This is a genomic window from Aureibaculum koreense, assembly GCF_034296135.1.
GTDB lineage: Bacteria > Bacteroidota > Bacteroidia > Flavobacteriales > Flavobacteriaceae > Aureibaculum.
The window spans coordinates 61,542-82,826 of sequence record NZ_JAXKVV010000007.1 but is presented as its reverse complement, the minus strand read 5'-3'; the positions used below and the strand labels follow the sequence as shown (position 1 = coordinate 82,826).

The 21,285-nt window shown below is 34.8% G+C and carries 18 protein-coding genes; 8 read left to right on the top strand and 10 right to left on the bottom strand.

What is annotated here, in order from left to right; translation table 11 throughout:
* Window positions 1-3: 3 nt before the first annotated feature.
* Complete coding sequence (locus UMM65_RS08465) at window positions 4-663, bottom strand: NAD(P)H-dependent oxidoreductase (protein ID WP_321976071.1); 660 nt, start codon at window positions 661-663, stop codon at window positions 4-6.
* A 95-nt stretch (window positions 664-758) separates the two neighbouring features.
* Here UMM65_RS08465 and UMM65_RS08460 point away from each other — a divergent pair, with 95 nt between their 5' ends.
* On the top strand, window positions 759-1,604 hold the full coding sequence (locus UMM65_RS08460) for an AraC family transcriptional regulator (RefSeq protein WP_321976070.1): 846 nt from the start codon (window positions 759-761) through the stop codon (window positions 1,602-1,604).
* Window positions 1,605-1,688: 84 nt separating this feature from the next.
* On the opposite strand, the gene UMM65_RS08455 is transcribed toward UMM65_RS08460, so the two are convergent.
* From UMM65_RS08455 to UMM65_RS08445, 3 genes are all read right to left on the bottom strand, one after another.
* Window positions 1,689-2,498: an anti-sigma factor gene (locus UMM65_RS08455; RefSeq protein WP_321976069.1), complete on the bottom strand. Its 810-nt coding sequence runs from the start codon at window positions 2,496-2,498 to the stop codon at window positions 1,689-1,691.
* Window positions 2,499-2,690: 192 nt separating this feature from the next.
* Window positions 2,691-3,221, bottom strand: a complete 531-nt coding sequence (locus tag UMM65_RS08450) for an RNA polymerase sigma factor (protein ID WP_321976068.1) — start codon at window positions 3,219-3,221, stop codon at window positions 2,691-2,693.
* Between the two features lie 97 nt (window positions 3,222-3,318).
* Window positions 3,319-3,915: a superoxide dismutase family protein gene (locus UMM65_RS08445; RefSeq protein WP_321976067.1), complete on the bottom strand. Its 597-nt coding sequence runs from the start codon at window positions 3,913-3,915 to the stop codon at window positions 3,319-3,321.
* Window positions 3,916-4,019: 104 nt separating this feature from the next.
* Here UMM65_RS08445 and UMM65_RS08440 point away from each other — a divergent pair, with 104 nt between their 5' ends.
* Window positions 4,020-4,748: an NYN domain-containing protein gene (locus UMM65_RS08440; RefSeq protein WP_321976066.1), complete on the top strand. Its 729-nt coding sequence runs from the start codon at window positions 4,020-4,022 to the stop codon at window positions 4,746-4,748.
* A gap of 285 nt (window positions 4,749-5,033) precedes the next feature.
* On the opposite strand, the gene UMM65_RS08435 is transcribed toward UMM65_RS08440, so the two are convergent.
* Window positions 5,034-8,321, bottom strand: coding sequence for an amidohydrolase family protein (locus UMM65_RS08435; protein WP_321976065.1), 3,288 nt, complete (start codon window positions 8,319-8,321; stop codon window positions 5,034-5,036).
* 131 nt (window positions 8,322-8,452) lie between these two features.
* Between UMM65_RS08435 and UMM65_RS08430 the strand changes: the two genes are divergently transcribed.
* A complete protein-coding gene (locus UMM65_RS08430; RefSeq protein WP_321976064.1) occupies window positions 8,453-8,911 on the top strand; it encodes a DUF1569 domain-containing protein in 459 nt (152 codons plus the stop codon).
* A gap of 72 nt (window positions 8,912-8,983) precedes the next feature.
* Here UMM65_RS08430 and UMM65_RS08425 read toward each other — a convergent pair whose 3' ends face one another.
* The 5 genes from UMM65_RS08425 to UMM65_RS08405 form a co-directional block, all read right to left on the bottom strand.
* Complete coding sequence (locus UMM65_RS08425) at window positions 8,984-10,792, bottom strand: acyl-CoA dehydrogenase family protein (RefSeq protein WP_321976063.1); 1,809 nt, start codon at window positions 10,790-10,792, stop codon at window positions 8,984-8,986.
* A 57-nt stretch (window positions 10,793-10,849) separates the two neighbouring features.
* Window positions 10,850-11,209, bottom strand: coding sequence for a four helix bundle protein (locus UMM65_RS08420; RefSeq protein ID WP_321976062.1), 360 nt, complete (start codon window positions 11,207-11,209; stop codon window positions 10,850-10,852).
* Window positions 11,210-11,283: 74 nt separating this feature from the next.
* On the bottom strand, window positions 11,284-12,468 hold the full coding sequence (locus UMM65_RS08415; RefSeq protein ID WP_321976061.1) for an acetyl-CoA C-acyltransferase: 1,185 nt from the start codon (window positions 12,466-12,468) through the stop codon (window positions 11,284-11,286).
* A gap of 4 nt (window positions 12,469-12,472) precedes the next feature.
* On the bottom strand, window positions 12,473-14,863 hold the full coding sequence (locus tag UMM65_RS08410) for a 3-hydroxyacyl-CoA dehydrogenase/enoyl-CoA hydratase family protein (protein ID WP_321976060.1): 2,391 nt from the start codon (window positions 14,861-14,863) through the stop codon (window positions 12,473-12,475).
* Between the two features lie 12 nt (window positions 14,864-14,875).
* Window positions 14,876-15,334 carry a MarR family winged helix-turn-helix transcriptional regulator gene (locus tag UMM65_RS08405; RefSeq protein ID WP_321976059.1) on the bottom strand — a complete coding sequence of 153 codons (459 nt, stop codon included), beginning with the start codon at window positions 15,332-15,334 and terminating at the stop codon, window positions 14,876-14,878.
* A gap of 112 nt (window positions 15,335-15,446) precedes the next feature.
* Here UMM65_RS08405 and UMM65_RS08400 point away from each other — a divergent pair, with 112 nt between their 5' ends.
* The 5 genes from UMM65_RS08400 (at window position 15,447) to UMM65_RS08380 (ending at window position 21,152) form a co-directional block, all read left to right on the top strand.
* On the top strand, window positions 15,447-17,381 hold the full coding sequence (locus UMM65_RS08400) for an LTA synthase family protein (RefSeq protein WP_321976058.1): 1,935 nt from the start codon (window positions 15,447-15,449) through the stop codon (window positions 17,379-17,381).
* A 281-nt stretch (window positions 17,382-17,662) separates the two neighbouring features.
* Entirely contained in the window at window positions 17,663-18,589 is a 927-nt protein-coding gene (locus UMM65_RS08395; protein WP_321976057.1) for an ABC transporter ATP-binding protein, read from the top strand.
* 1 nt (window position 18,590) lies between these two features.
* Window positions 18,591-19,910: an ABC transporter permease gene (locus tag UMM65_RS08390; RefSeq protein ID WP_321976056.1), complete on the top strand. Its 1,320-nt coding sequence runs from the start codon at window positions 18,591-18,593 to the stop codon at window positions 19,908-19,910.
* A 9-nt stretch (window positions 19,911-19,919) separates the two neighbouring features.
* Window positions 19,920-20,783: a mechanosensitive ion channel family protein gene (locus UMM65_RS08385; RefSeq protein WP_321976055.1), complete on the top strand. Its 864-nt coding sequence runs from the start codon at window positions 19,920-19,922 to the stop codon at window positions 20,781-20,783.
* A gap of 15 nt (window positions 20,784-20,798) precedes the next feature.
* Complete coding sequence (locus tag UMM65_RS08380; RefSeq protein WP_321976054.1) at window positions 20,799-21,152, top strand: four helix bundle protein; 354 nt, start codon at window positions 20,799-20,801, stop codon at window positions 21,150-21,152.
* The last annotated feature ends 133 nt before the right edge of the window (window positions 21,153-21,285 follow it).

Genomic DNA, 21,285 nt, shown 5'->3' with positions numbered 1-21,285 from the left:
TGATTATTTATAACTTATTATTTCCGATAGTTCTCTTCTCGTTTTTGGTCTGGGCTCGTTTACACGATAACCAAATGCCACCATATACGAAAGACCATATTGGGTTGTATCGATACCCAAATCGTTTTTTAGTATTAGTTCCGTTTCTTTTTGTTTGAATCCTTCGATAGGGCAAGAGTCAATACCTATCATTGCGGCACTAGTCATCATATTTGCCAAGGGTATATAGCATTGTTTTGATGCCCAGTCAAAGAGCTTCCTATCGTTTGTTAGGTCAAAATCGCTTTTTTGGAATTCTTCGTACATTTTTCCTTTTCCTTCCACTACATTTTCTGGCAATTGCTGTACGTTTTGCATAAAATTTTTAATGTATTTGCTGTCGTATTTAGTTAAGGGAGCTTTCATTGTAAGCCCCAATACAAAATGACTGGCAGTATCTAATTTTGCGGTTGCACCCCAAGCGTTCTCTTTTAATTTGGTTCTTAGTTCTTGGTTTTGAACTACCACAAAATGCCAAGGTTCAAACCCAAAAGAACTCGGTGATAACAATCCTGTTTTTAAGATGAAGTCTATGTCTGATTTACTTATTTTTTTGTCTTGATCAAATAACTTACAGGCGTGTCTGAAATTATAGGCTGTTAATATTTTGTTTTTATCTATCATTATTTAAATTTTAATTACACTGCAAAGATAGAGGTGATAATAATATTTTTATTGTATAAATACATTGTATATTTGTATAATTAAATGTTTAAGGTATGGCAAAGCGTTTTTATATCACGAAAGATTTGGATGTGCTGGAGTTTGAGGCCGTTAACGAATGGGGATATTCCAGACACAAACATAATTTTTTTGAATTGACTTTTGTTATTAAGGGAAGTGGACAGCATATTTTAAATGAAAGTATTATAGATTATAAAGAAGGGGATATCTTTTTTTTAACTCCCGAAGACGAACATGAGTTTGTTGTTTCCAAGCCTACAACTTTTGGAATTATAAAATTTACAGAGCAATTGTTTTTAGAAAAAGCAACTTTTTCTTCAAGTACCTACTGGCGAAAAAATATAGAAACGGTAATTTTTCATTCTAACCTTATTGCTGAAAGCATTGTGCATCACGAAAAAGACAAGAGTCAACTTTTTGGATTGTACGAGTTGATAAAAAGTGAAATTGAAAATGCTTTGGTTTACAACCGGAATGTGCTTACCGAATTGTTCGGAGCTTTATTGATTGTGCTATCAAGAAATTTAAAATCAACTTTAAAAAACAAAGCCAATGCCAATATTTCCGATAAAGAAAAAATAGACACTATTTTAACTTATGTAAGGCAGAATGTACTTGATAAAGAGCGAATTAGAATCAAGTCAATTGCTGAAGAATTTTATATGTCTCCAAATTATGTAAGTATATTTATTAAAAAACATGCAGGTATTTCTATACAGCAATATGTAATAGAGACAAAAATGAAAATGGCGGAACGATTGTTAAAACAAACCAATTTGAGTATTAATGAAATAGCCGATAAAACGGGATTTGTAGATGCAAGCCATTTTAATAGAATATTTAAAAAATATAATAGTATAAATCCAAGTGAGTACAGGTAATTAGGGTTGATGGAATCGAAGACAATTGCAAATACGCAATCATTGTAATCAAGCTCAAAAAAGAGTAAATAAAAGTATTTGAATTTATGGTGCAGCAGTTGTAACGGCTCCTAGCGTATAAAGCTGCTCTAAAGTAGGAGTTTCACTACCGCCTTCAGGCTCTAAGGTAATACCAAAAGCTTCAGAATCGTTATTGTTGCCTAAGGCAAAAACTTTGTTTTCATCTTCGTTAAATTGATCTAAAATACCAATACTTGTAGGTGTCAAAGGGTCTAATTTTAAGGACCAAACTTGATAGACTTTGCCCGCCGGTGGTGTAGGTAAACCTTGTACATCAACATAAACCTGGTTGTCGTCTTTATCCCAATACACTTTTGCATAAGAATTAGGCGAAACTGTTTGTCCACCCAATGGAACGGCCAAAATATCTTTATCTCTAAGAATGGTATTTAATTTTTTAGTTTCGGCAAGGCTAGAATTGGCTTTAAAAATCTGATCTTCTAACTGTTGCTTTTCAAGTTCAGCAGATTTTAATTGGGTATTTAACTCGTTGTTTTGAACCATGGTCCAAATTAATCCACCAGTTAATAATATAGCGGCCGCCCAACCTGTATATGATAGCCAGTTTGTAGATTTTTGCTTTAATGGAATAACCTTAGTCTCGTTAGTATTTGACAATCCTAGGTTATTTTTAATTTTTTGAAAAGTAGATGTTGAAACCGGAGCAGTGGCTTCGGTTAATTTTAAAATAGCCGCTTCAATTTCAGCAACTTCCTTAGCAACTTCTGGGTGTTTTTGAACCATAGCGAATACTTCCCGATTTTCTTGTTCAGAAAGAACTCCAGCCACATAAAGCTCTAAAATTCCCGATGCTATGTATTCTTTAATTTCCATTTCTACTAATAATATTCCTAGAGAATTTGTCTCTAGGTTTCCGTTTCACCTCTCCCAAGGAGAGGTCGAAACTGTTTTACAGTTTCGGGTGAGGAAAAATTAAAATAATTACTTACTTCAAATTTAAATTTATTTTCCTCTTTAATTTTACTTTTTATTATTTCCTTAATCGTTCTTAAGGATTAAATTATTTTAATTCAAAACTATATTACGTAGTTCGTTAATGCAATTTCTGTTCCGTGTTTTTATAGTACCCAAAGGCATTTTTAAAGTTTCGGAAGCTTCTTTTTGCGTATATCCTTTAAAATATAATAGATGAATTACATCTTTACACTTTTCTGCCAGTTTATCAACAAATTTTTTAATCCCAATACTATTTGTAGTAGCATCAAGATTGTCATACGTTTCCAATATATCTACGAAATTATCGGCACTTTGGTTTTTTTGACTGTTCTTAAAGTTTTTAGATCTTGTTTTGTCTATGGCTGCATTCCTAGAAATATTAAGCATCCAAGTAAAAAACCTACCTTTACTAGAATTGTAAGAATCCGCGTTGTTCCATGCCTTTATAAAAGCATCTTGTAGTATTTCTTCCGCAATAGCATCGTCTTTAACAATTGTAAAAATGACACCTAAGAGACTTTTTTTATAATTATTGTAGAGGTGTTCAAAAGCCTTTACATCTTTTTTTTGAAATTGTATTACCGATTCTTCTAATGTCATTGATAAGGTTTGGGGCTGAAATATAGGGATTTTAAAATAAAATGGAATAAAAAATCCGTTTTTAAACGGATTTTTTATAATTGATAATTAACTTAACTTATTTAATTTCTCCACAAGCTACTCTTGCACCAGCCGCACCAGTTGGTTGTGTGGTAAAATCATCGGCTTTTTCATGAACAATAATGCCTCTTCCAATAATGTTTTTATTTTCATCATCACCTCCAATTGCCCATTGGTCGGTTTCAAAAGTCATTGTTGCGTTTCCGTCGGCATCGGCAGTTAAATTGCCAATATCACCTCTGTGATATCCATTTTCATCTCCCCACTTACTATGTTGTTTGTCTTCAGGATTCCAATGTCCGCCAGTTGAAGTGGCGTCATCTGAACTACAATCGGCTGTTTCATGAAGGTGTATGGCGTGTTCTCCTGGTGTTAACCCTTGTAAACTAGCTGTCATTGTTACCATATTGTCTTTTTGGATAAATATAATTTCTCCAGTAACGTTGCTATTACTTTTGGCCATTAATTCAACTTTAATAGTCTCATCTTTTTCAACAATAGCATCGGGCATCGTTCTTGCCGTTTCCGTAACAGAATCTATGGTATCGTCTGCCTTATCTGTTTTCTTGTCGTTTTTACATGAAATGGCCGTAAAAAATACTAAGACCATTATTGTTATAATTTTAGTTTTCATAATTAGAGTTTTAAATTAAAATCCAAACTTAATAATTCCACAACTTATTTGTTGACGCTATTAAAATAATGATTAACTCATTTTATATCTTGTATATTTGCATTATGATAAAAGATACAAAATTAGCCGTATTGATAGATGGCGATAATATTCCGTCAAAATACATTAAGGAAATGATGGAAGAGATTACTAAATATGGTACGCCAACCATAAAACGTATTTATGGTGATTGGACAAAACCACATTTAAGCAAATGGAAAAACGTATTGTTGGAAAATGCCATAAACCCGATCCAACAATATGGATATACTACTGGTAAAAATGCTACGGATTCTGCCATGATTATTGATGCCATGGATATTTTATATTCTAAAAATATTGATGGTTTTTGCTTGGTTTCTTCGGACAGTGATTTTACCAAATTGGCAACACGACTTAGAGAGTCGGGAATGCAAGTAATTGGCATTGGGGAAAAGAAAACCCCAGACCCATTTATTGTAGCCTGTGACAAATTTATTTACCTTGAAATATTAGAAACTTATACTGAAAAACAATCTGGTAAAAACGAACCTAAAAAACCAAGTTTAGATAAAATAACACCACAAACCATTAGATTATTAAAACAATCCGTTTCAGATGCCGCAGACGAAGATGGTTGGGCATTTTTAGGGGATGTAGGCTCATTAATCATTAAAAAACAACCCAACTTTGATGCTCGTAATTTTGGCTTTGAAAAATTGACTCCACTTTTTAATTCACTATCTCAATTTGAAATTGAGCAACGCGATCAAGGCAATAAAAGGTTTAAGTTGATTTATGTGAGGAATAAGTGATGCTAATTGTTCTTTGCTTAAAAAACACCCCTAAAGTCCCCTCACCGCGTGTCCTTCGGTTGCCGAAGATGCGACGCTAAAGCTTTAGCGAGGCACAAGGGGACAATTTTCACGATAAAATATCACTTAGATTCCATATTCTAATGTCAGTTCGAGTATTTTTTTGTGTAATGCAATGAAACAAAAAAATAGCCTGTCCGCCCTTTTGGGGGATATCGAGAACCGTTGTGTTACTGAAAAGATTCTCGTTTAGAAGAGAACTAAGCCGTAACCAATGCTTCTCGTTCAATTATGCCCAACTACACAACCACAACCCGGTTGGGTAAAACTTTGAGCTTCTTCATGCCAAGGAAATGCCTGATTATAATTGTTGTTTTCCCAGTAGAATTTTGTTCTATTTTTTATGGTATTTCCAATTTCGTTCATGTTTTCGGTATCGTATAATCTTCCATTTACCATAGTGTACTTTACGCTATTGGAATTTTGAATATCCTCTAACGGATTTTTATCCAATACTATTAAATCTGCCAACTTACCCACTTTTAATGAGCCAATATCTTTACCTAACCCGATATATTCCGCTCCGTTGATGGTGGCTGCTTGTAACGCTTCATGATTTGTCATTCCGCCTTGTTGAAGCATCCATAATTCCCAATGAGCACCTAATCCTTGTAACTGACCATGAGCTCCGAGGTTAACTTTAACTCCTGCATCTGTTAGTGCTTTACAGGTTTTTGAAGTCAATATGTGCCCGTTATCATATTCTTCCATAGGTATCATTGTTCTATGTCTTGATCTAGCATCAATAATACCTCTTGGTGTATATTTTAGTAGTTTTTCATTCTCCCAAACATTTGTGGTCTGATACCAATAATATTCACCGCTCATCCCGGCATAATTTACTATAAGTGTAGGGGTGTAACCCGTATTGCTATTGCTCCAAAGCGTAATTACATCTTTATAGACTGGAGCAATCGGAATGTTATGTTCTATTCCCGTATGGCCATCCATAATCATGGTCATATTATGATAGAAAGTTGAGCCACCTTCAGGTACCACAAAAATATTTTCTTCGCGAGCCGCCTGTAAAATTTGTTGACGTTGATCACGTCTGGGTTGGTTATAGCTTTTGACTGAATTAGCTCCAAAAGCTTTTGTTCTTCTGATGGATGAACGTGCATCTTCCAGATTATTTACAACCGCTTTAAAATCGCCATCGGCTCCATAGAGAATAAACCCAGTAGAGTAGAGGCGAGGACCGACCATTTCGCCACTTTTTATTAATTCTGCCAAAGTGAAAACGGTTTCGGTATTGGCAGAAGGGTCATGAGCAGTAGTAACGCCATAAGCTAAATTAGCATAGAATTGCCAATGTTTTTGGGCGTTTAAACCATATCTGAATCCACCAATATGTGCATGGGCATCCACAATTCCTGGTATAATTGTTTTACCGGAAACATCATAAACCCTTGTATTTGAATCCAATTTTATATCCTCGGTTTTGCCAATGGCAGCAATTTTATTTTCTTGAATAACGATAGTTCCATTTTCAATAACTTCATCACCTTCCATAGTAATTATTCGTGCATTCGTAAAAGCAATTTTACCCATGGGTTTATCCATTTTGGCAACCAAATTAATATTGATTCCTTTTTCTTTTGGAGGTGGAATGCTATCTGGTGCGTTTTCTAAGAATGTAAACCGTTCATTGATTTTATTGCTAAAATATTCTTCACCTAAAGTAAAATGTACGGTTTTGCTATCACCAGACCAATGTATATTAGTACCTGCATCTTTTGAAATTTGCGAAACAGGAACAACTTTGGTTTTATTGTCCAAATCAAGCGTTTTACCCGTCATTGGCATCGGTGCCAGAAATACTTTATGCAAATTGGTAAATGCTAACCATTTATTGTCAGGACTTGGTACTAACCTATTGGCATATTTTGATGTAATCATGGTTTTTTCGTCTTGCCCGTTCAGATCAACATTTTTTAAGGATTTCGTCAAATTACCAAAATACGTACCACCGGTTTGATAGAAAATTCTGTTGTCATCTTGCGAGAATTGAGGATATTCTCCACTAACTTCCAACCATTTATTATTAGAGCCATCGGTATTTATGGTATAAAGCCCAGATTTTTTAGAAAACGTTCTGCCTTGTTCGTTGTTACCGCTTTCTTTTACGTACACAATCTTTTTACCATCATTACTGAAAGAGGGCATTCTGTAAATCCCTTTTTCCTCAGTAATTTTTGTTGATTTTCCACCTTTAGAAGATACGGTATGGATGGCTCCCAAATTCTCGTCATTCCAAGTAACAAACACAATTTCTTTTCCATCGGGAGAAAACTTTGGCTCCGCTTCTAAATCAGTGCCTTTTGTCAGTCTTTTTGGTGTACCGTTGGGTAATTTTTTAGTGTATATGTATCCTAAGGCGTTAAAAGCCAGTGTTTTTCCGTCAGGTGATGTAACCGCATTCCGAATCGCTTTCGCGGTAAAGTTTTCTGTAAATGCGGGGTATTCGAATTGAACGGTTTTAGCAATTTTAATAGTGGCTTCCGCTTGAAAAGGAATATTGTTCACTTCCAAGGTTTCAATATTAAGCTTATTGATTTTTCCTCCTGACCAAAACACCAATTCCTTGTTATTTGGCATCCAACTAAAACGTGGATACACTCCAAAAATAGCCCAAGCCTCCTGTTGGTCTTTGTTTAAGCTGTCATAAACAGGGTATTCTTCACCGGTTTCTAAATCGTGAATATAAATTACGGATTTAGTCCGTACACGTTTTACAAATGCCAACTTTTTACCATCTGGTGAAATTTGAGGACGAGCCGCTCCTCCGGGTCCTCCGGTAATGGTTTGTATATCTCCATCTTCAAAACTATATCTTTTAATCACATAAATCTGACTGTTGGGGTCTTTATTGTAATTAAAAGCTCCACCAGGATAAACGTCCTCGCTATAATATAAATACTTTCCATCGGGCGATACTGTTGGTTCATTTACATCTTGTTGATCGTTTTTTTTCTCTGTTAATTGTGTGCCAGAACCACCTGTAATATGATACATCCACATCTCTCCAGCACCTAACGAGCGTCCCGAAGTAAAATGTTTTCTAGCTACCAAATAATTGCCGTTTGGCATCCAAGTGGCATTGTTTAACAACCTAAAATCCTCTTTTGTAATTTGCTTGGCACCCGAACCATTGGTATTCATCATCCAAATATTATCACCGCCACCCGCATCACTTGTAAACAATATTTTTTTACCGTCGGGACTAAATTGTGGCTGGATTTCAAAAGGTAATCCTTGACGTAATAAAGTGGCTTTTCCACCTGAAATGGGCATTTTGTAAATATCGCCCAACAGATCAAAAACAATGGTTTTTCCATCAGGACTCACATCAAGATTCATCCAAGTGCCTTCATCGGTAGCAAGTTTAACTTCTTTAAAATTCCAATCACCTTCGGGATTTGAAACATCCCATTTTTTAGATTTTTTATCTTGGGCAAAAAAGTTTAGTGAAATTAAAAAACAAAGAATGAGTGATAGGTTGGTTTTAGACATTTTGGCAAGTTTAGATTAGAAATGCTAATATAATTATAATCCATAGATTTAAAAAACATCAGTACCAAGTGAACAAATTTTATATAAAATAGTTACTTTTGATTTAATTCAACAAATCAAAATCTTACACTATGGATTTCCCTAATATTTTTACCAAAGAAGTTGCTGACAAAGTAATTGGACGCATCAATAAGTTAACGCCAGAAACCAACCCACAATGGGGTACAATGGGTGTGGCTGAAATGTTGGCACATTGTTGTGTAGCTTATGAGCTGGTTTATGATAATAAACATCCAAAACCCAATGCTTTTACCAAATTTATGGTTAAGCTATTCGCAAAGAAAATAGTTACAGGAAATGCTCCTTATAAACGCAATTCAAGAACTGCACCCATGTTTATAATGAAAGGGGATAAAGATTTTAATAAAGAGAAGAAGCGTTTAATTGATTATATTACAAAAACTCAAGAGTTAGGTGAAGCACATTTTGATGGAAAAGAAAGCCACTCCTTTGGAACATTGACTAAAAATGAATGGAATAATTTGTTTTATAAACACATAGATCATCATTTGAGTCAGTTTGGTGTATAAATAAAAAAAGCCGTTTTCGTGAGAAAACGACTTCAATCCACTAAACTTGACAATTATTTGAGTGTACTATTTTTAAAAACAATATTTATTTTTCTCAGTTACTTTATCGGCAATAATATTCCTTAATTCTATAATATTGGGCATATTAACATACTTAATATATCGCTTAAGCCCCATTAGCATCATACGTTGTTCATCTCCTTCTGTAAATGAGATTATAGAGTGTTTACCAGCGGTTTCAATTACATCTATCGCATGGAATAAATTTAATTTTGCCATGGCTATTTGCTCTTTTACATTGTCTTCACCATCTTTTTTAGCCATTTTTTCGGCACGCAAAATAGCAGATTCTGCCAAATAAATTTGAATTAAAATATCAGAAGCTGCAAGCATTAATTGTTGGTGCCTTTCAATTTCTTCGCCATATTTTTGTAATGCAGCACCTGCAACCATTAAAAATAATTTTTTAAGGTTAACTATAATTTGTTTTTCTTCAGCAAACAGCACAGAAGCATCGGGTTGTTCAAAAGAAGGAATCCCTGTTAATTCGTTCGCTACTGCTGTTGCAGGAGTTAACAAATCTACATGGCCTTTCATGGCTTTTTTGATTAACATTCCAATCGAAAGCATTCTGTTGATTTCATTGGTACCTTCATAAATTCGAGTAATTCTGGCATCTCTCCAAGCCGATTCCATTGGGGTTTCTTCAGAAAATCCCATGCCACCAAAGATTTGAATACCTTCATCCGTACATTTTTGAATATGTTCTGAAACCGCTACTTTTAAAATAGAACATTCAATGGCATATTCTTCCACAGCTTTTAACTCCGCCTCTTGATGTGTATCTTTTCCGTTATTTCTTCGTAAATCAATTCTGTCTTCTATATTTTTTGCAGCTCTATAGCTAGCAGCTTCACCTACCCAGCAATTGGTTGCCATTTCTGCAATTTTTTGACGGATAGCACCAAATTTAGCAATAGGTGTTTTAAATTGAATACGCTCATTGGCATATTTAATAGATTCTGTGACTGTTCTACGCTGTGCGTCTAAACAGGCAACAGCTAGTTTAATACGTCCAACATTTAAAGCATTCATGGCAATTTTAAATCCGTTGCCACGAGTGGATAACATATTTTCAACGGGTACTTTAGTCTCGTTAAAAAACACCTGACGTGTAGAAGAAGCCCTGATGCCTAGTTTGTGTTCTTCTTCACCCATTGTAATACCATTAGGATTGTCCTTATCATATTCAACGATGAATCCAGTGATATTTTTATCATCTTCAATTCGTGCAAAAACGATCATTAAATGACAGAAACCAGCATTGGAAATCCACATTTTTTGTCCTGTAATATTATAATATTTGCCATCATCAGACAGAACTGCTTTTGTTTTACCAGAATTGGCATCACTACCGGCACTAGGTTCTGTTAGACAGTAAGACCCAAACCATTCTCCAGAAGCTAATTTCGGGACATATTTTTTCTTTTGCTCTTCGGTTCCGTACAAAGTAATGGGCATTGTTCCAATACCAGTATGAGCACCAAAAGCAGTACTGAATGAGCCCGTAGCACCTGAAATATAATCACAAACCAACATGGTCGAGACAAAACCCATACCCATACCTTCGTATTCTTCAGGTACTGAAACACTTAAAAAACCGAGGTCACCAGCTTTTTTCATACATTCTTCGGTCAAAGCATAATCTTTGTTTTCAAATTTTGCTTTATTTGGCCAAAGTTCTCGGTCAACAAATTCAGTGACCGATTCTTTCATCATTTGTTGCTCCTCGTTAAAATCTTCAGGAGTGAATATTTCGTCAGAACTAATTTCCCTAACTAGAAATTGTCCGCCTCTTAGTAAATCGTTTTCAGTACTCATTTTTTATATTTTACATTATTATTTTAGGAAAATGGAAAATAGAGAATGGAATATAGACTAGCTCAGACTATTTTGAAAGACCATTGTCATTCTTTGAAACTTTTCTATTTTTTCCTCTAATTTTTCCAATTGTTGATTGTTTAAATATTTTCTGTGTAAGGCTATTAATAATTGTGTTCCGAGTTCAAATGAAGAACCTAAAGAAATATCAATAAAATGACTGAAAGATTTATTCGTTCTCGCGGAACCTTCAGCAATATTACTAGGAATAGATACCGAACATCTACCAATTTGAGAAGTTAAATCGTATGTTTCGTGTTTGGGAAATTCGATCAACAGATCAGAAATATCATTGGCAATTTCTAATCCCAATGCCCATATTTTCAAATTTTTGTAGTTGTGTCTTTTTTTAGCCATTTTAAATTTATTCTCTCTATTCTCTATTCTCTATTCTCTATTCTCTATTCTCTATTCTCCAAAACTTCGGACTGTCAAGAAATAAACTCAAATATTCCGGCTGCTCCTTGACCCGTACCCACGCACATCGTTACCATTCCGTATTTATTTTTCCGTTTTCGCATTTCATTAAATAATTGAACAGATAATTTTGCACCTGTACAACCTAACGGATGTCCTAAAGAAATGGCTCCACCATTAACATTAACAATATTTTTATTCAATCCTAATTCACGGATTACAGCTAAGGACTGTGAAGCAAAAGCCTCGTTCAATTCTATGAGATCAATGTCTTTTAACTTTAATCCAGCCTGATCAATAGCTTTTGGAATCGCTTTTACTGGGCCTATTCCCATAATTTTTGGATCGACACCAGCGGCCGCAAAAGAAACCATTCTAGCAATAGGTTCGAGATTTAGTTCTTTAACCATATCCTCATCCATTATCAAGACAAAAGCAGCACCATCACTCATTTGCGAGGAGTTACCTGCTGTTACACTTCCACCTTGAGCAAAAACAGGACGTAATTTTGACAACGCCTCAATTGAGGTTCCCCTTCTTGGACCTTCATCTTTTTTTACGGTATATTTTTTAGATTGTTTTTTGCCATCCTCTCCAACAAAAATTTCTTCTACCTCTATAGGAACAATATCGTCTTGAAAAGTGTTATTATCCTGTGCTTTTAATGATTTTTCATGTGAGTTAAAAGCAAATTCATCTTGATCTTCGCGAGAAACTTTGAATTGTTGAGCAACAGCCTCAGCGGTCAGACCCATTCCCCAATAATAATCTTCATGACCATTTTTCGCTTCCTTATAGTTTGGTGTTGGTCTGTAACCACCCATAGGTATATAACTCATACTTTCTACACCACCGGCAATGACACATTTTGCCATACCCGATTGTATTTTTGCCACACCAATACTGATTGTTTCCAGTCCTGATGCACAATATCTGTTAACGGTTACACCTGGTACATCGTCAATATTAAGCCCCATCAAAGAGATTAATCTTCCAATGTTCAAACCTTGTTCAGCTTCGGGCATCGCGTTTCCAACAATTACATCATCAATTCTTGTTTTATCTAGAGAAGGAACTTCTTTCAATAAATGTTGGATGGTTTCTGCCGCAAGTTCATCAGGTCTTTTAAATCTGAATACACCTCTCGGAGCTTTACCAACTGCCGTTCTATATCCTTTTACTATATATGCTTGTTTCATTTTTTTAATTTCTTAGCGGTTTACCTGTTTTTAACATATGCTCTATACGTTCTAATGTTTTTCGCTCTGTAGTCAGTGACATAAAAGCTTCACGTTCTAGGTCTAATAAGTATCTTTCAGAGACGTAAGTCGGTTCAGATAAGTCACCACCTGCCATTACATAACCTAATTTATTAGCTATTTTTTTATCATGTTCAGAAGCGTAATGCCCTTTTTCTAAACTGTCCGTTCCAACCAAAAACATACCTAATGCTTGCTGACCCATTACATATGCTTTTTTCGGAGTGGGTTGGGCGTATCCGTCTTCCAACATCTGAATGGCATGTCGTTTTGCCGTAGCAATTTGTCTATTTTTATTAACTACTACGATATCTTTATGTTCTTTGAAAAATCCTAAGTCAAAGGCTTCATAAGCTGAGGTTGCTACTTTAGCCATTGCTACATTAATAAAGTAATCTCTTAATTTATTGAGTTTAACGTCATCTTTAAGCAAACCTTCGGTTGCTCTTAAAGCCATTTCTTTTGAGCCGGCTCCACCTGGAATAATACCAACACCAAATTCAACCAATCCAATATACGTTTCGGCAGCAGCTACAACTTTGTCTGCGTGTAACGAAAGTTCGCATCCACCACCAAGTGTCATTCCGTGAGGGGCAACGATAGTTGGGCAAGAGGAATAACGTAAACGCATTACGGTATCTTGAAAATATTTTACCGCATAATTAAGCTCATCATATTCTTGTTCCACCGCCATCATAAACATCATGGCTAGATTTGCACCAACGGTGAAATTAGCATCTTGATTTCCTAAAATAACAGCATCATATTCTGTTTCGGCTAAATCAATTCCTTTGTTTATAGCTTGTAAAACACCGCTACCCAATGTATTCATTTTTGATTGAAATTCCACATTCAATACGCCATTGCCTAAATGTTGAATGGAGGCATCACTATTTTTCCAAACGGTTTTCGCCTCACGTATATTATCTATTATGATAAACGCATCTTGACCTGGTATTTTGGTCTGTTTTTTAGCAGGAATATCATAATAATATTTTGCACCTTCCTTAACTGAATAAAAAGAAGTATTTCCACTTTCTAGCATTTCAGAAACCCATTTTGCAGGTTCGTGACCTTCGGCTTTCATCAATTCGATTCCTTTTTCTACACCAACGGCATCCCAAATCTGAAATGGGCCATGTTCCCAACCAAATCCAGCTTTCATAGCGTCATCAATTCGATATAATTCATCCGATATTTCAGGGATTCGATTTTGAACATAAGCAAACATCGCAGCGAAATTCTTTCTGTAAAATTCTCCTGCTTTATCCTTTCCGCCCACCAAAATTTTAAAACGGTCGATAACCTTATCAACGGTTTTGGTAAGCTCTAGCGTTGCAAATTTTGCTCTTTTCTTTTCGCGATATTCTAAACTATCTAAATCTAGGGTTAAAATTTCCTTACCTTCCTTTTTATAAAAACCTTTCCCAGTTTTACTACCCAACATGTTGTTTTCCATCATTTTATTGATAAAATCAGGTAATTTAAAAAGATTGTGAGCCTTGTCTTTTGGACAGTTCTCATAAATTCCATTGGCTACGTGCACTAAAGTATCCAACCCTACAACATCTACGGTTCGGAAAGTAGCTGACTTTGGTCTGCCAATAACAGGTCCAGTCAATTTATCAACCTCTTCAACGGTTAATCCTAATTCTTTTACTTGATGAAAAAGACTCATGATACCAAAGATGCCAATTCGGTTTCCGATAAATGCTGGTGTATCTTTGGCTAAAACCGAAGTCTTGCCCAAGAACTTTTCGCCATACATCATTAGGAAGTCGGTAACTTCTTGCTTACAATCTGGCCCGGGAACAACTTCAAAAAGTTGTAAATATCGAGGTGGATTGAAAAAGTGTGTTACCGCGAAATGCTGTTGAAAATCTTCACTTCTTCCTTTGTTCATAAATTGAATAGGAATGCCCGAAGTGTTTGATGTAATTAACGTACCGGGTTTTCTGTGTTTTTCAACCTGTTCAAAAACTTTTTGTTTGATGTCCAATCGCTCTACAACCACTTCCATAACCCAATCAACATCTGCTATTTTGTGCAAATCATCCTCTAGGTTTCCTGTTGAAATTCTATCAGCAAATTTTTGATCGTAAATAGGAGAGGGCTTCGATTTTAAGGAAGCTTTTAAACTATCATTGACCAATCTGTTTCTTACACTTTTATTCTCAAGCGTCAACCCTTTTGCTTTTTCAGCAGCTGTCAATTCTCTCGGCACAATATCAAGTAACAACACTTCCACACCAATATTGGCAAAATGGCAAGCTATGCCAGATCCCATAATTCCAGAACCTATAACAGCTACCTTTTTAATATGTCTTTTGTTCATTTATTAACTTTTTTATACTGCTTTACGTTTTACTTCTGTAAAAATTTCACGCTCAGCTATTAATTGATTTATTTTTTCCGTTACCTCAAAAAAGTGATTTAATTTTTCTTCATCTAAATGGGCTCTAACTTTTTCGTTAAAAGCAATTACCGATTGCCTAGAAACTTTTCTTTTCTCCTTGCCAAAATCGGTCAGTTTTATCAAAACACTGCGACCATCTTCGGGATTTTTCTCTCTAAAAATCAGATTATCATCTTCCATAGACTTTAAAATCCTTGACAAACTCGTAGGTTCCATTCCCATTTGCGGGCCTAAAGAGGTTGATGGCGTTCCATTTTCAAAATCTATGTTCAACAATACAAATGCTGTGGCCATTGTACTACCGTGCTTTGCAGCCTGCTCGTTATACATTTTTGCAACTGCTTGCCAGGTGGCTCTAAGAGCATGGTCAATGGTAGTTTCTTTTTGCATGACACAAATATACAAAAAATTTATTATGCACGCATAATAAATTTAGAAATATAAAAACATATTAAGTTCATTCATTATTTTGTACTTTTGAAACCTGTTTTTTTGGTCGCTTATGTTTGATTTTTTAAGAAAAAATGAATACAAAATACTGTTTTATAGGTTGTTGTTAGCCTATTTTTTTTATTTTATTGCTAGGGTTTTATTCTATTTCTACAACAGTGATTTACTGGGAATTAATACCGTTTCTGATTTTTTTAGATTATCTTATTACGGGCTTGCGTTTGATACCGCTGCAATTCTATATGTAAATGCCCTGTTTGTTGTTTTGTCTTTGATACCTTTAAAGATAAATACGCGAAAATGGTATCAGCAAGTGTTGTTTTACGTATATTTTATCTTCAATTTAGTAGCTTATGCCATTAATTTTGTGGACTTTATCTATTACAGATTTACCTTTAGCAGAACTACAAAAACCGTTTTTGAAACCTTAGAAAACGAATCGAACAAAGCTAATATGTTTTTTAGGTTTCTGGTAAATTATTGGCATGTCTATTTGCTATTTTTTGCAATGGCCGCTTTGTGGATTTTTCTGTACAAAAAAGTAAAAATAAAGGAAAAACCTTATCAAAAAAGTAACCTTAGCTATTTTGTTTCTTCTATTCTGGTATTTTGCTTTTTGGTGGTAATGATGATTGGCGGTATTCGTGGTGGCGATTTTAAAAAAAGTACCAGACCTATTAATATGGTTGATGCCAGTCGCCACGTTACAAAATTACAGCAGGCTGATTTTGTCTTAAATTCTCCTTTCGCCTATATTAGAACCTTTACATCTGATAATATTAAAAAGGTAAAATACAGTGTTGCACCAAATGCTGTTGAGAAATATTTTAAGCCTGTAAAACAATATAAAAACAACCCTAAAACAACGCCAAACATTGTAGTTTTTATTGTAGAAAGCTATGGTCGCGAATATTGGGGCACATTTAATAAAAACACCGAAATACCGAATTTTAAAAGTTATACTCCTTTTTTAGATTCTTTGGCAGAGCACAGCTTAATTTTCCCCAATGCTTTTGCAAACGGAAGAAAATCCATTCATGGCATGTCGTCTGTTATCGCGGGTATTCCCTCTTTTGAACATGCTTTTACGTCATCATCGTATGCCAATCAGAAAATACAATCCTTGGTTTCAACTTTAAAGGAAAGTGGTTACGACACTTCATTTTTTCATGGGGCTCCCAACGGATCAATGGGTTTTTTAGGATTTAGTAATATTTTAGGGTTTGACCATTATTATGGGATGACCGAATACGGAAAAGACGAAGATCACGATGGGTTTTGGGGTATTTGGGATGAAGAATTTATGCAATACACCAAACAGGTATTGGACACTGAAAAAGAGCCATTTTTTGCCTCACTTTTTACGCTGACTTCGCATGAACCTTATATAGTACCAGAAAAATATAAAGGTGTTTTCCCCGACGGGGATATTCCCATGCACGAAGTGGTAGGCTATACGGACCATGCTTTTAAACGATTTTTTGAAGCAGCAAAAAAAGAATCATGGTTTAACAATACCATTTTTATTCTTACTGCGGACCATACCAATCAATCTTTTTATAAAGATGAATATTACAAAGTTATTAATAGAGGTGCGGTACCAATTTTAATTTACAAACCTGATAGTACTTATGTAGGTGTTGATGATAAATTAGCACAACAAATAGATATTTATCCCACGGTTCTAGACGCTATTGGTTATGACAAACCTTTTAGAAGTTGGGGCAGGAGCTTGATTGGTAAACCTCAAATAGAACCCTATGTGATGAATTACAACGGTACACAATATCAATTGTTACGTGGCAATTATATCTGTATTTTTGATGGTAAAAAAGCTACGGGATTTTACGATATTAACGATAAAGGGCTGACCAATAATCTTATAGGGAACAGAACACCGGAAATGGATGAAATTGAAGAAGCTTGTAAAGCTTTTTTAAAGGATTATTTTGATAGGATAGTCGATAAAAAGTTATCCCATCCCTAGCCCTTCCTTTACCTCTGCTAAAGCTTTAGCGTCGCATCTTCGGCAAGCCTTCGGCGACCGAAGGACACGCGGAAAGAGAAGGGAATTTGAGCGGATTATTATTTTTACCAAAATCAATTAATTCGTGCAACTGCCCGGCAGGCGGGTTCGTCGTAAAATTTTAATAGATAAAAATATAGGTCAGACATATATTTTTCAAAATAAAAAGTTCTCCGTAACAATCTCGGATAACCAACGTCAATTCAATATCTTTGACCTCAATAAAAAATAAATAATATAGAATGAACAATATTCTTGTTGCTGAAAATGTTGTAAAAAACTACGGTAATTATACCGCATTAAACAATGTTTCCATAAATGTTTCGGAAGGAAGTATTTTTGGATTGCTAGGCCCCAATGGAGCTGGTAAAACAACATTGATAAGGATTATCAACCAAATTACAATGCCTGACGAAGGTATGGTAACTTTGGATGGAGAACCTTTAAAACCAGATCATATAAAAGATATTGGTTATTTGCCCGAAGAACGCGGCTTGTACAAATCTATGAAAGTGGGTGAACAGGCTCTTTATTTGGCTCAATTAAAAGGGTTGAGTAAAGCGGAAGCTAAACAGCGATTAAAATATTGGTTTGATAAATTCGAAATTGGCGATTGGTGGAACAAAAAAATTCAAGAACTATCTAAAGGGATGGCTCAAAAAATACAATTTATTGTTACAGTTTTACATCAACCAAAATTATTGATTTTCGATGAACCTTTTAGTGGTTTTGACCCAATAAATGCCAATTTGATTAAAGATGAAATCCTAAAATTAAGGGATGATGGTGCCACCGTCATCTTTTCCACGCACAGGATGGAATCCGTTGAGGAATTATGTGATGACATCGCTCTAATACATAAATCGAATAAAATTTTGGAAGGTAAATTGATTGATATTAAACGCAATTATAAAGCCAATATATTTGAGGTGGGATTGTTAACCGAAAATAAGGTTGAAGTGACACAAAATCTTAAAGAAAATTTTGAACTGACCAACGCCACCTTTAAAAGTTTAAACGACGAACTGCAGTTCAATATTAAAATTGACGATAAAACTCCCGCAAATGAATTGATAGGACATTTAACATCTAAAGGTGAGCTCACGCATTTTGTTGAGGTAATTCCGAGTGTAAACGATATTTTTATCCAAACTGTACAAAACCATTAATATGAACCATTTATCTCTAATCACAAAAAGGGAATATCTTAATAAAGTAAAAAATAAGTCTTTTATTATTATGACTTTTTTAAGTCCGTTGATATTCGTGGCTATTTTTGCGTTAATCGGATTTTTAACACAATTGAATAATGATGGTGTCAAAACCATTTCGGTCTTGGACGAAAGCAATTTATTTGCAAGTAAATTTAAAAATACCGAAAACACAAAGTATGATATTTTAACAGGCTTAAATTTAGATGATGCAAAGAAATTGGTACGCGAAGCTGAAAATTATGGCTTACTCTATATTCCACCGGCCGACAACGTGGATGCTATTGCCGATAAAATTAAATTTTATTCGGAAGAATCGCCTTCGGTGGGTGTCATGAACAGTATTGAGGATAAAATTGAAGAAGAAGCTAGGGCAATTAAATTAAAAGAATCAGGTTTAGATCCTATAATTGTAAATAAATTAAAGATTAAGGTAAGAGCGAATTTAGAAACTTTTGATGGTCAAAAAACCTCAAAGGCCGGTAATTATATGAAATTGATTTTTGGAGGAGCAGCTGGGTATTTGTTGTTTATGTTTATCATAATTTACGGTAATATGATAATGCGTAGCGTTATAGAAGAAAAAACAAGTCGAATTATAGAAATTATAATCTCATCGGTAAAACCGATCAAGTTATTGCTTGGAAAAATATTTGGAACTTCCTTGGCCGGACTAACACAATTTGCAGTTTGGATAATTATAGGAACTGTGCTAATGTTGGGCGTATCCGCATTTTTTGGCGTACAAATGTCACAAAGCCCCATGGCAGAACAGCAGCAAGAAATGATGAAACAAGTAGCAGAAAATGATGAAGCTCAGCAGATGGCAACTACTATATTCCAAGAGATTAATAATTTGCCTTTGGCCAACCTTATTATAATGTTTATTTTATTTTTTATTGGAGGTTATTTATTGTACGCATCTTTATACGCTGCCATTGGTGCCGCCGTTGATAATGAGACCGATACGCAACAATTTATGATGCCCATAATTATGCCGTTAATGCTTGCCATTTATGTAGGATTTTTTACGGTTATCGAAAATCCACACGGTATGGTTTCTCAAGTTTTTTCGTATATTCCGTTCACATCACCGGTAGTAATGCTAATGCGTATTCCATTTGGTGTGCCTATTTGGCAACAACTATTATCGGTATTGATTCTATTTGTAACATTTTATATAACCGTAATGTTTGCCGCCAAAATTTATAGAGTAGGTATATTAATGTACGGAAAAAAACCTACGTATAAGGAATTGTATAAATGGTTGAAGTACTAACTTTTATATATGTTTCACGAGACTATGGACAAAATAAATGAAATTCTAAATGAAACAATAAGGTTTTCAGACTCAATAGCTATTACATACAAAGGTTTGCTAATTGTTTTAGTTGCCCTTTTTATTACGGCTTTGGTCTTAAAATGGATAAGGAAATTAGTGACCAGAAAATTGCCACCTCAAGACAAGGTAAAATTTATTTCGTTATTTACTTTTGGTCGTTGGTTTATATATTTAATTATCTTAATAATTACTTTCGATAATATAGGTGTAAATGTTACTGCACTTTTTACGGCTTCGGCGGCTTTATTAATCGGTATAGGTTTAGCATTACAAACCTTGTTTCAAGATATAATTTCGGGTGTTTTTATTTTAGTGGATCAATCCGTTCATGTGGGTGACATCATTGAATTGGACGGAAAAGTAGGTAGGGTAGAAGAAATCAAATTACGAACCACTAGGGCGGTTACTGTGGATAATAAGGTGTTGGTTATTCCTAATCATTTATACTTAACCAATAGTTTGTACAATTGGACAGCTAATGGAATTGAAACCAGAGAAACGGTAGATGTTGGCGTTGCCTATGGTAGTGATGTTAAATTGGTTGAATCACTCTTATTGCAAGCGGCCAAAACGCATCCTGCAGTTCTGAAAGAGCCAGAACCTAAAGTCTTATTTATGAATTTTGGTGATAGTTCGTTGGACTTTAGAGTTGCTTTTTCTATCAATGACAGTTTTAACGTACGCATTCCTAAAAGTGATATTCGTTTTGAGATTGACAAATTGTTTAGGGAAAATAATGTAACAATACCTTTCCCTCAAAGAGATGTACATTTGGTTAGTGCGAAGTCTGAAGTCCGAAGACCGAAGTGAAAAAAATAAGAAAAAATGAATTTCAAATTTGAAAACTTAATTATTTGGGAAAAAGCAATGGATATGGGTGAAGAAATTTTCATCCTTACAAATGAATTTCCTAAAGATGAAATGTATAACTTAACTTCACAGATTAGAAGGGCAGTAGATTCTATCGCCTTAAATATATCTGAAGGTTCAATCGGTCAGACCAATCCCGAATTTAAAAAATTTATGGGGTATTCCATTCGTTCGTTGGCAGAGGTAGTAACCTGTTTGCATAAAGCAAAAAGACGATCTTATATATCAGAAATTGAATTTAATAAATATTACTTAGCTTCGTATAATCTCATGAATATGATGATTGCATTTAGAAAAAACATAAAATAAAACAAATTTCAAATTTTGAACTTCCAAATAAAAACTTCGGTCTTCGGTCTTCCGACTTCCGTCTCAAAATAAGTAGAACCATTAAAAATAAACTCCGGTCTTCGGTTTTCCGGTTTCCGACTAAATTCTAAAT

What these genes read in the sequence shown, in the direction of transcription:
- UMM65_RS08395 (WP_321976057.1), top strand. Translation starts at nt 17,663, where the DNA reads ATGAACAATATTCTTGTTGCTGAAAATGTTGTAAAAAACTACGGTAAT.
- UMM65_RS08450 (WP_321976068.1), bottom strand. Translation starts at nt 3,221, where the DNA reads ATGACATTAGAAGAATCGGTAATACAATTTCAAAAAAAAGATGTAAAG.
- UMM65_RS08440 (WP_321976066.1), top strand. Translation starts at nt 4,020, where the DNA reads ATGATAAAAGATACAAAATTAGCCGTATTGATAGATGGCGATAATATT.
- UMM65_RS08425 (WP_321976063.1), bottom strand. Translation starts at nt 10,792, where the DNA reads ATGAGTACTGAAAACGATTTACTAAGAGGCGGACAATTTCTAGTTAGG.
- UMM65_RS08380 (WP_321976054.1), top strand. Translation starts at nt 20,799, where the DNA reads ATGAATTTCAAATTTGAAAACTTAATTATTTGGGAAAAAGCAATGGAT.
- UMM65_RS08405 (WP_321976059.1), bottom strand. Translation starts at nt 15,334, where the DNA reads ATGCAAAAAGAAACTACCATTGACCATGCTCTTAGAGCCACCTGGCAA.
- UMM65_RS08415 (WP_321976061.1), bottom strand. Translation starts at nt 12,468, where the DNA reads ATGAAACAAGCATATATAGTAAAAGGATATAGAACGGCAGTTGGTAAA.
- UMM65_RS08430 (WP_321976064.1), top strand. Translation starts at nt 8,453, where the DNA reads ATGGATTTCCCTAATATTTTTACCAAAGAAGTTGCTGACAAAGTAATT.
- UMM65_RS08400 (WP_321976058.1), top strand. Translation starts at nt 15,447, where the DNA reads ATGTTTGATTTTTTAAGAAAAAATGAATACAAAATACTGTTTTATAGG.
- UMM65_RS08460 (WP_321976070.1), top strand. Translation starts at nt 759, where the DNA reads ATGGCAAAGCGTTTTTATATCACGAAAGATTTGGATGTGCTGGAGTTT.
- UMM65_RS08410 (WP_321976060.1), bottom strand. Translation starts at nt 14,863, where the DNA reads ATGAACAAAAGACATATTAAAAAGGTAGCTGTTATAGGTTCTGGAATT.
- UMM65_RS08390 (WP_321976056.1), top strand. Translation starts at nt 18,591, where the DNA reads ATGAACCATTTATCTCTAATCACAAAAAGGGAATATCTTAATAAAGTA.
- UMM65_RS08420 (WP_321976062.1), bottom strand. Translation starts at nt 11,209, where the DNA reads ATGGCTAAAAAAAGACACAACTACAAAAATTTGAAAATATGGGCATTG.
- UMM65_RS08465 (WP_321976071.1), bottom strand. Translation starts at nt 663, where the DNA reads ATGATAGATAAAAACAAAATATTAACAGCCTATAATTTCAGACACGCC.
- UMM65_RS08435 (WP_321976065.1), bottom strand. Translation starts at nt 8,321, where the DNA reads ATGTCTAAAACCAACCTATCACTCATTCTTTGTTTTTTAATTTCACTA.
- UMM65_RS08455 (WP_321976069.1), bottom strand. Translation starts at nt 2,498, where the DNA reads ATGGAAATTAAAGAATACATAGCATCGGGAATTTTAGAGCTTTATGTG.
- UMM65_RS08385 (WP_321976055.1), top strand. Translation starts at nt 19,920, where the DNA reads ATGTTTCACGAGACTATGGACAAAATAAATGAAATTCTAAATGAAACA.
- UMM65_RS08445 (WP_321976067.1), bottom strand. Translation starts at nt 3,915, where the DNA reads ATGAAAACTAAAATTATAACAATAATGGTCTTAGTATTTTTTACGGCC.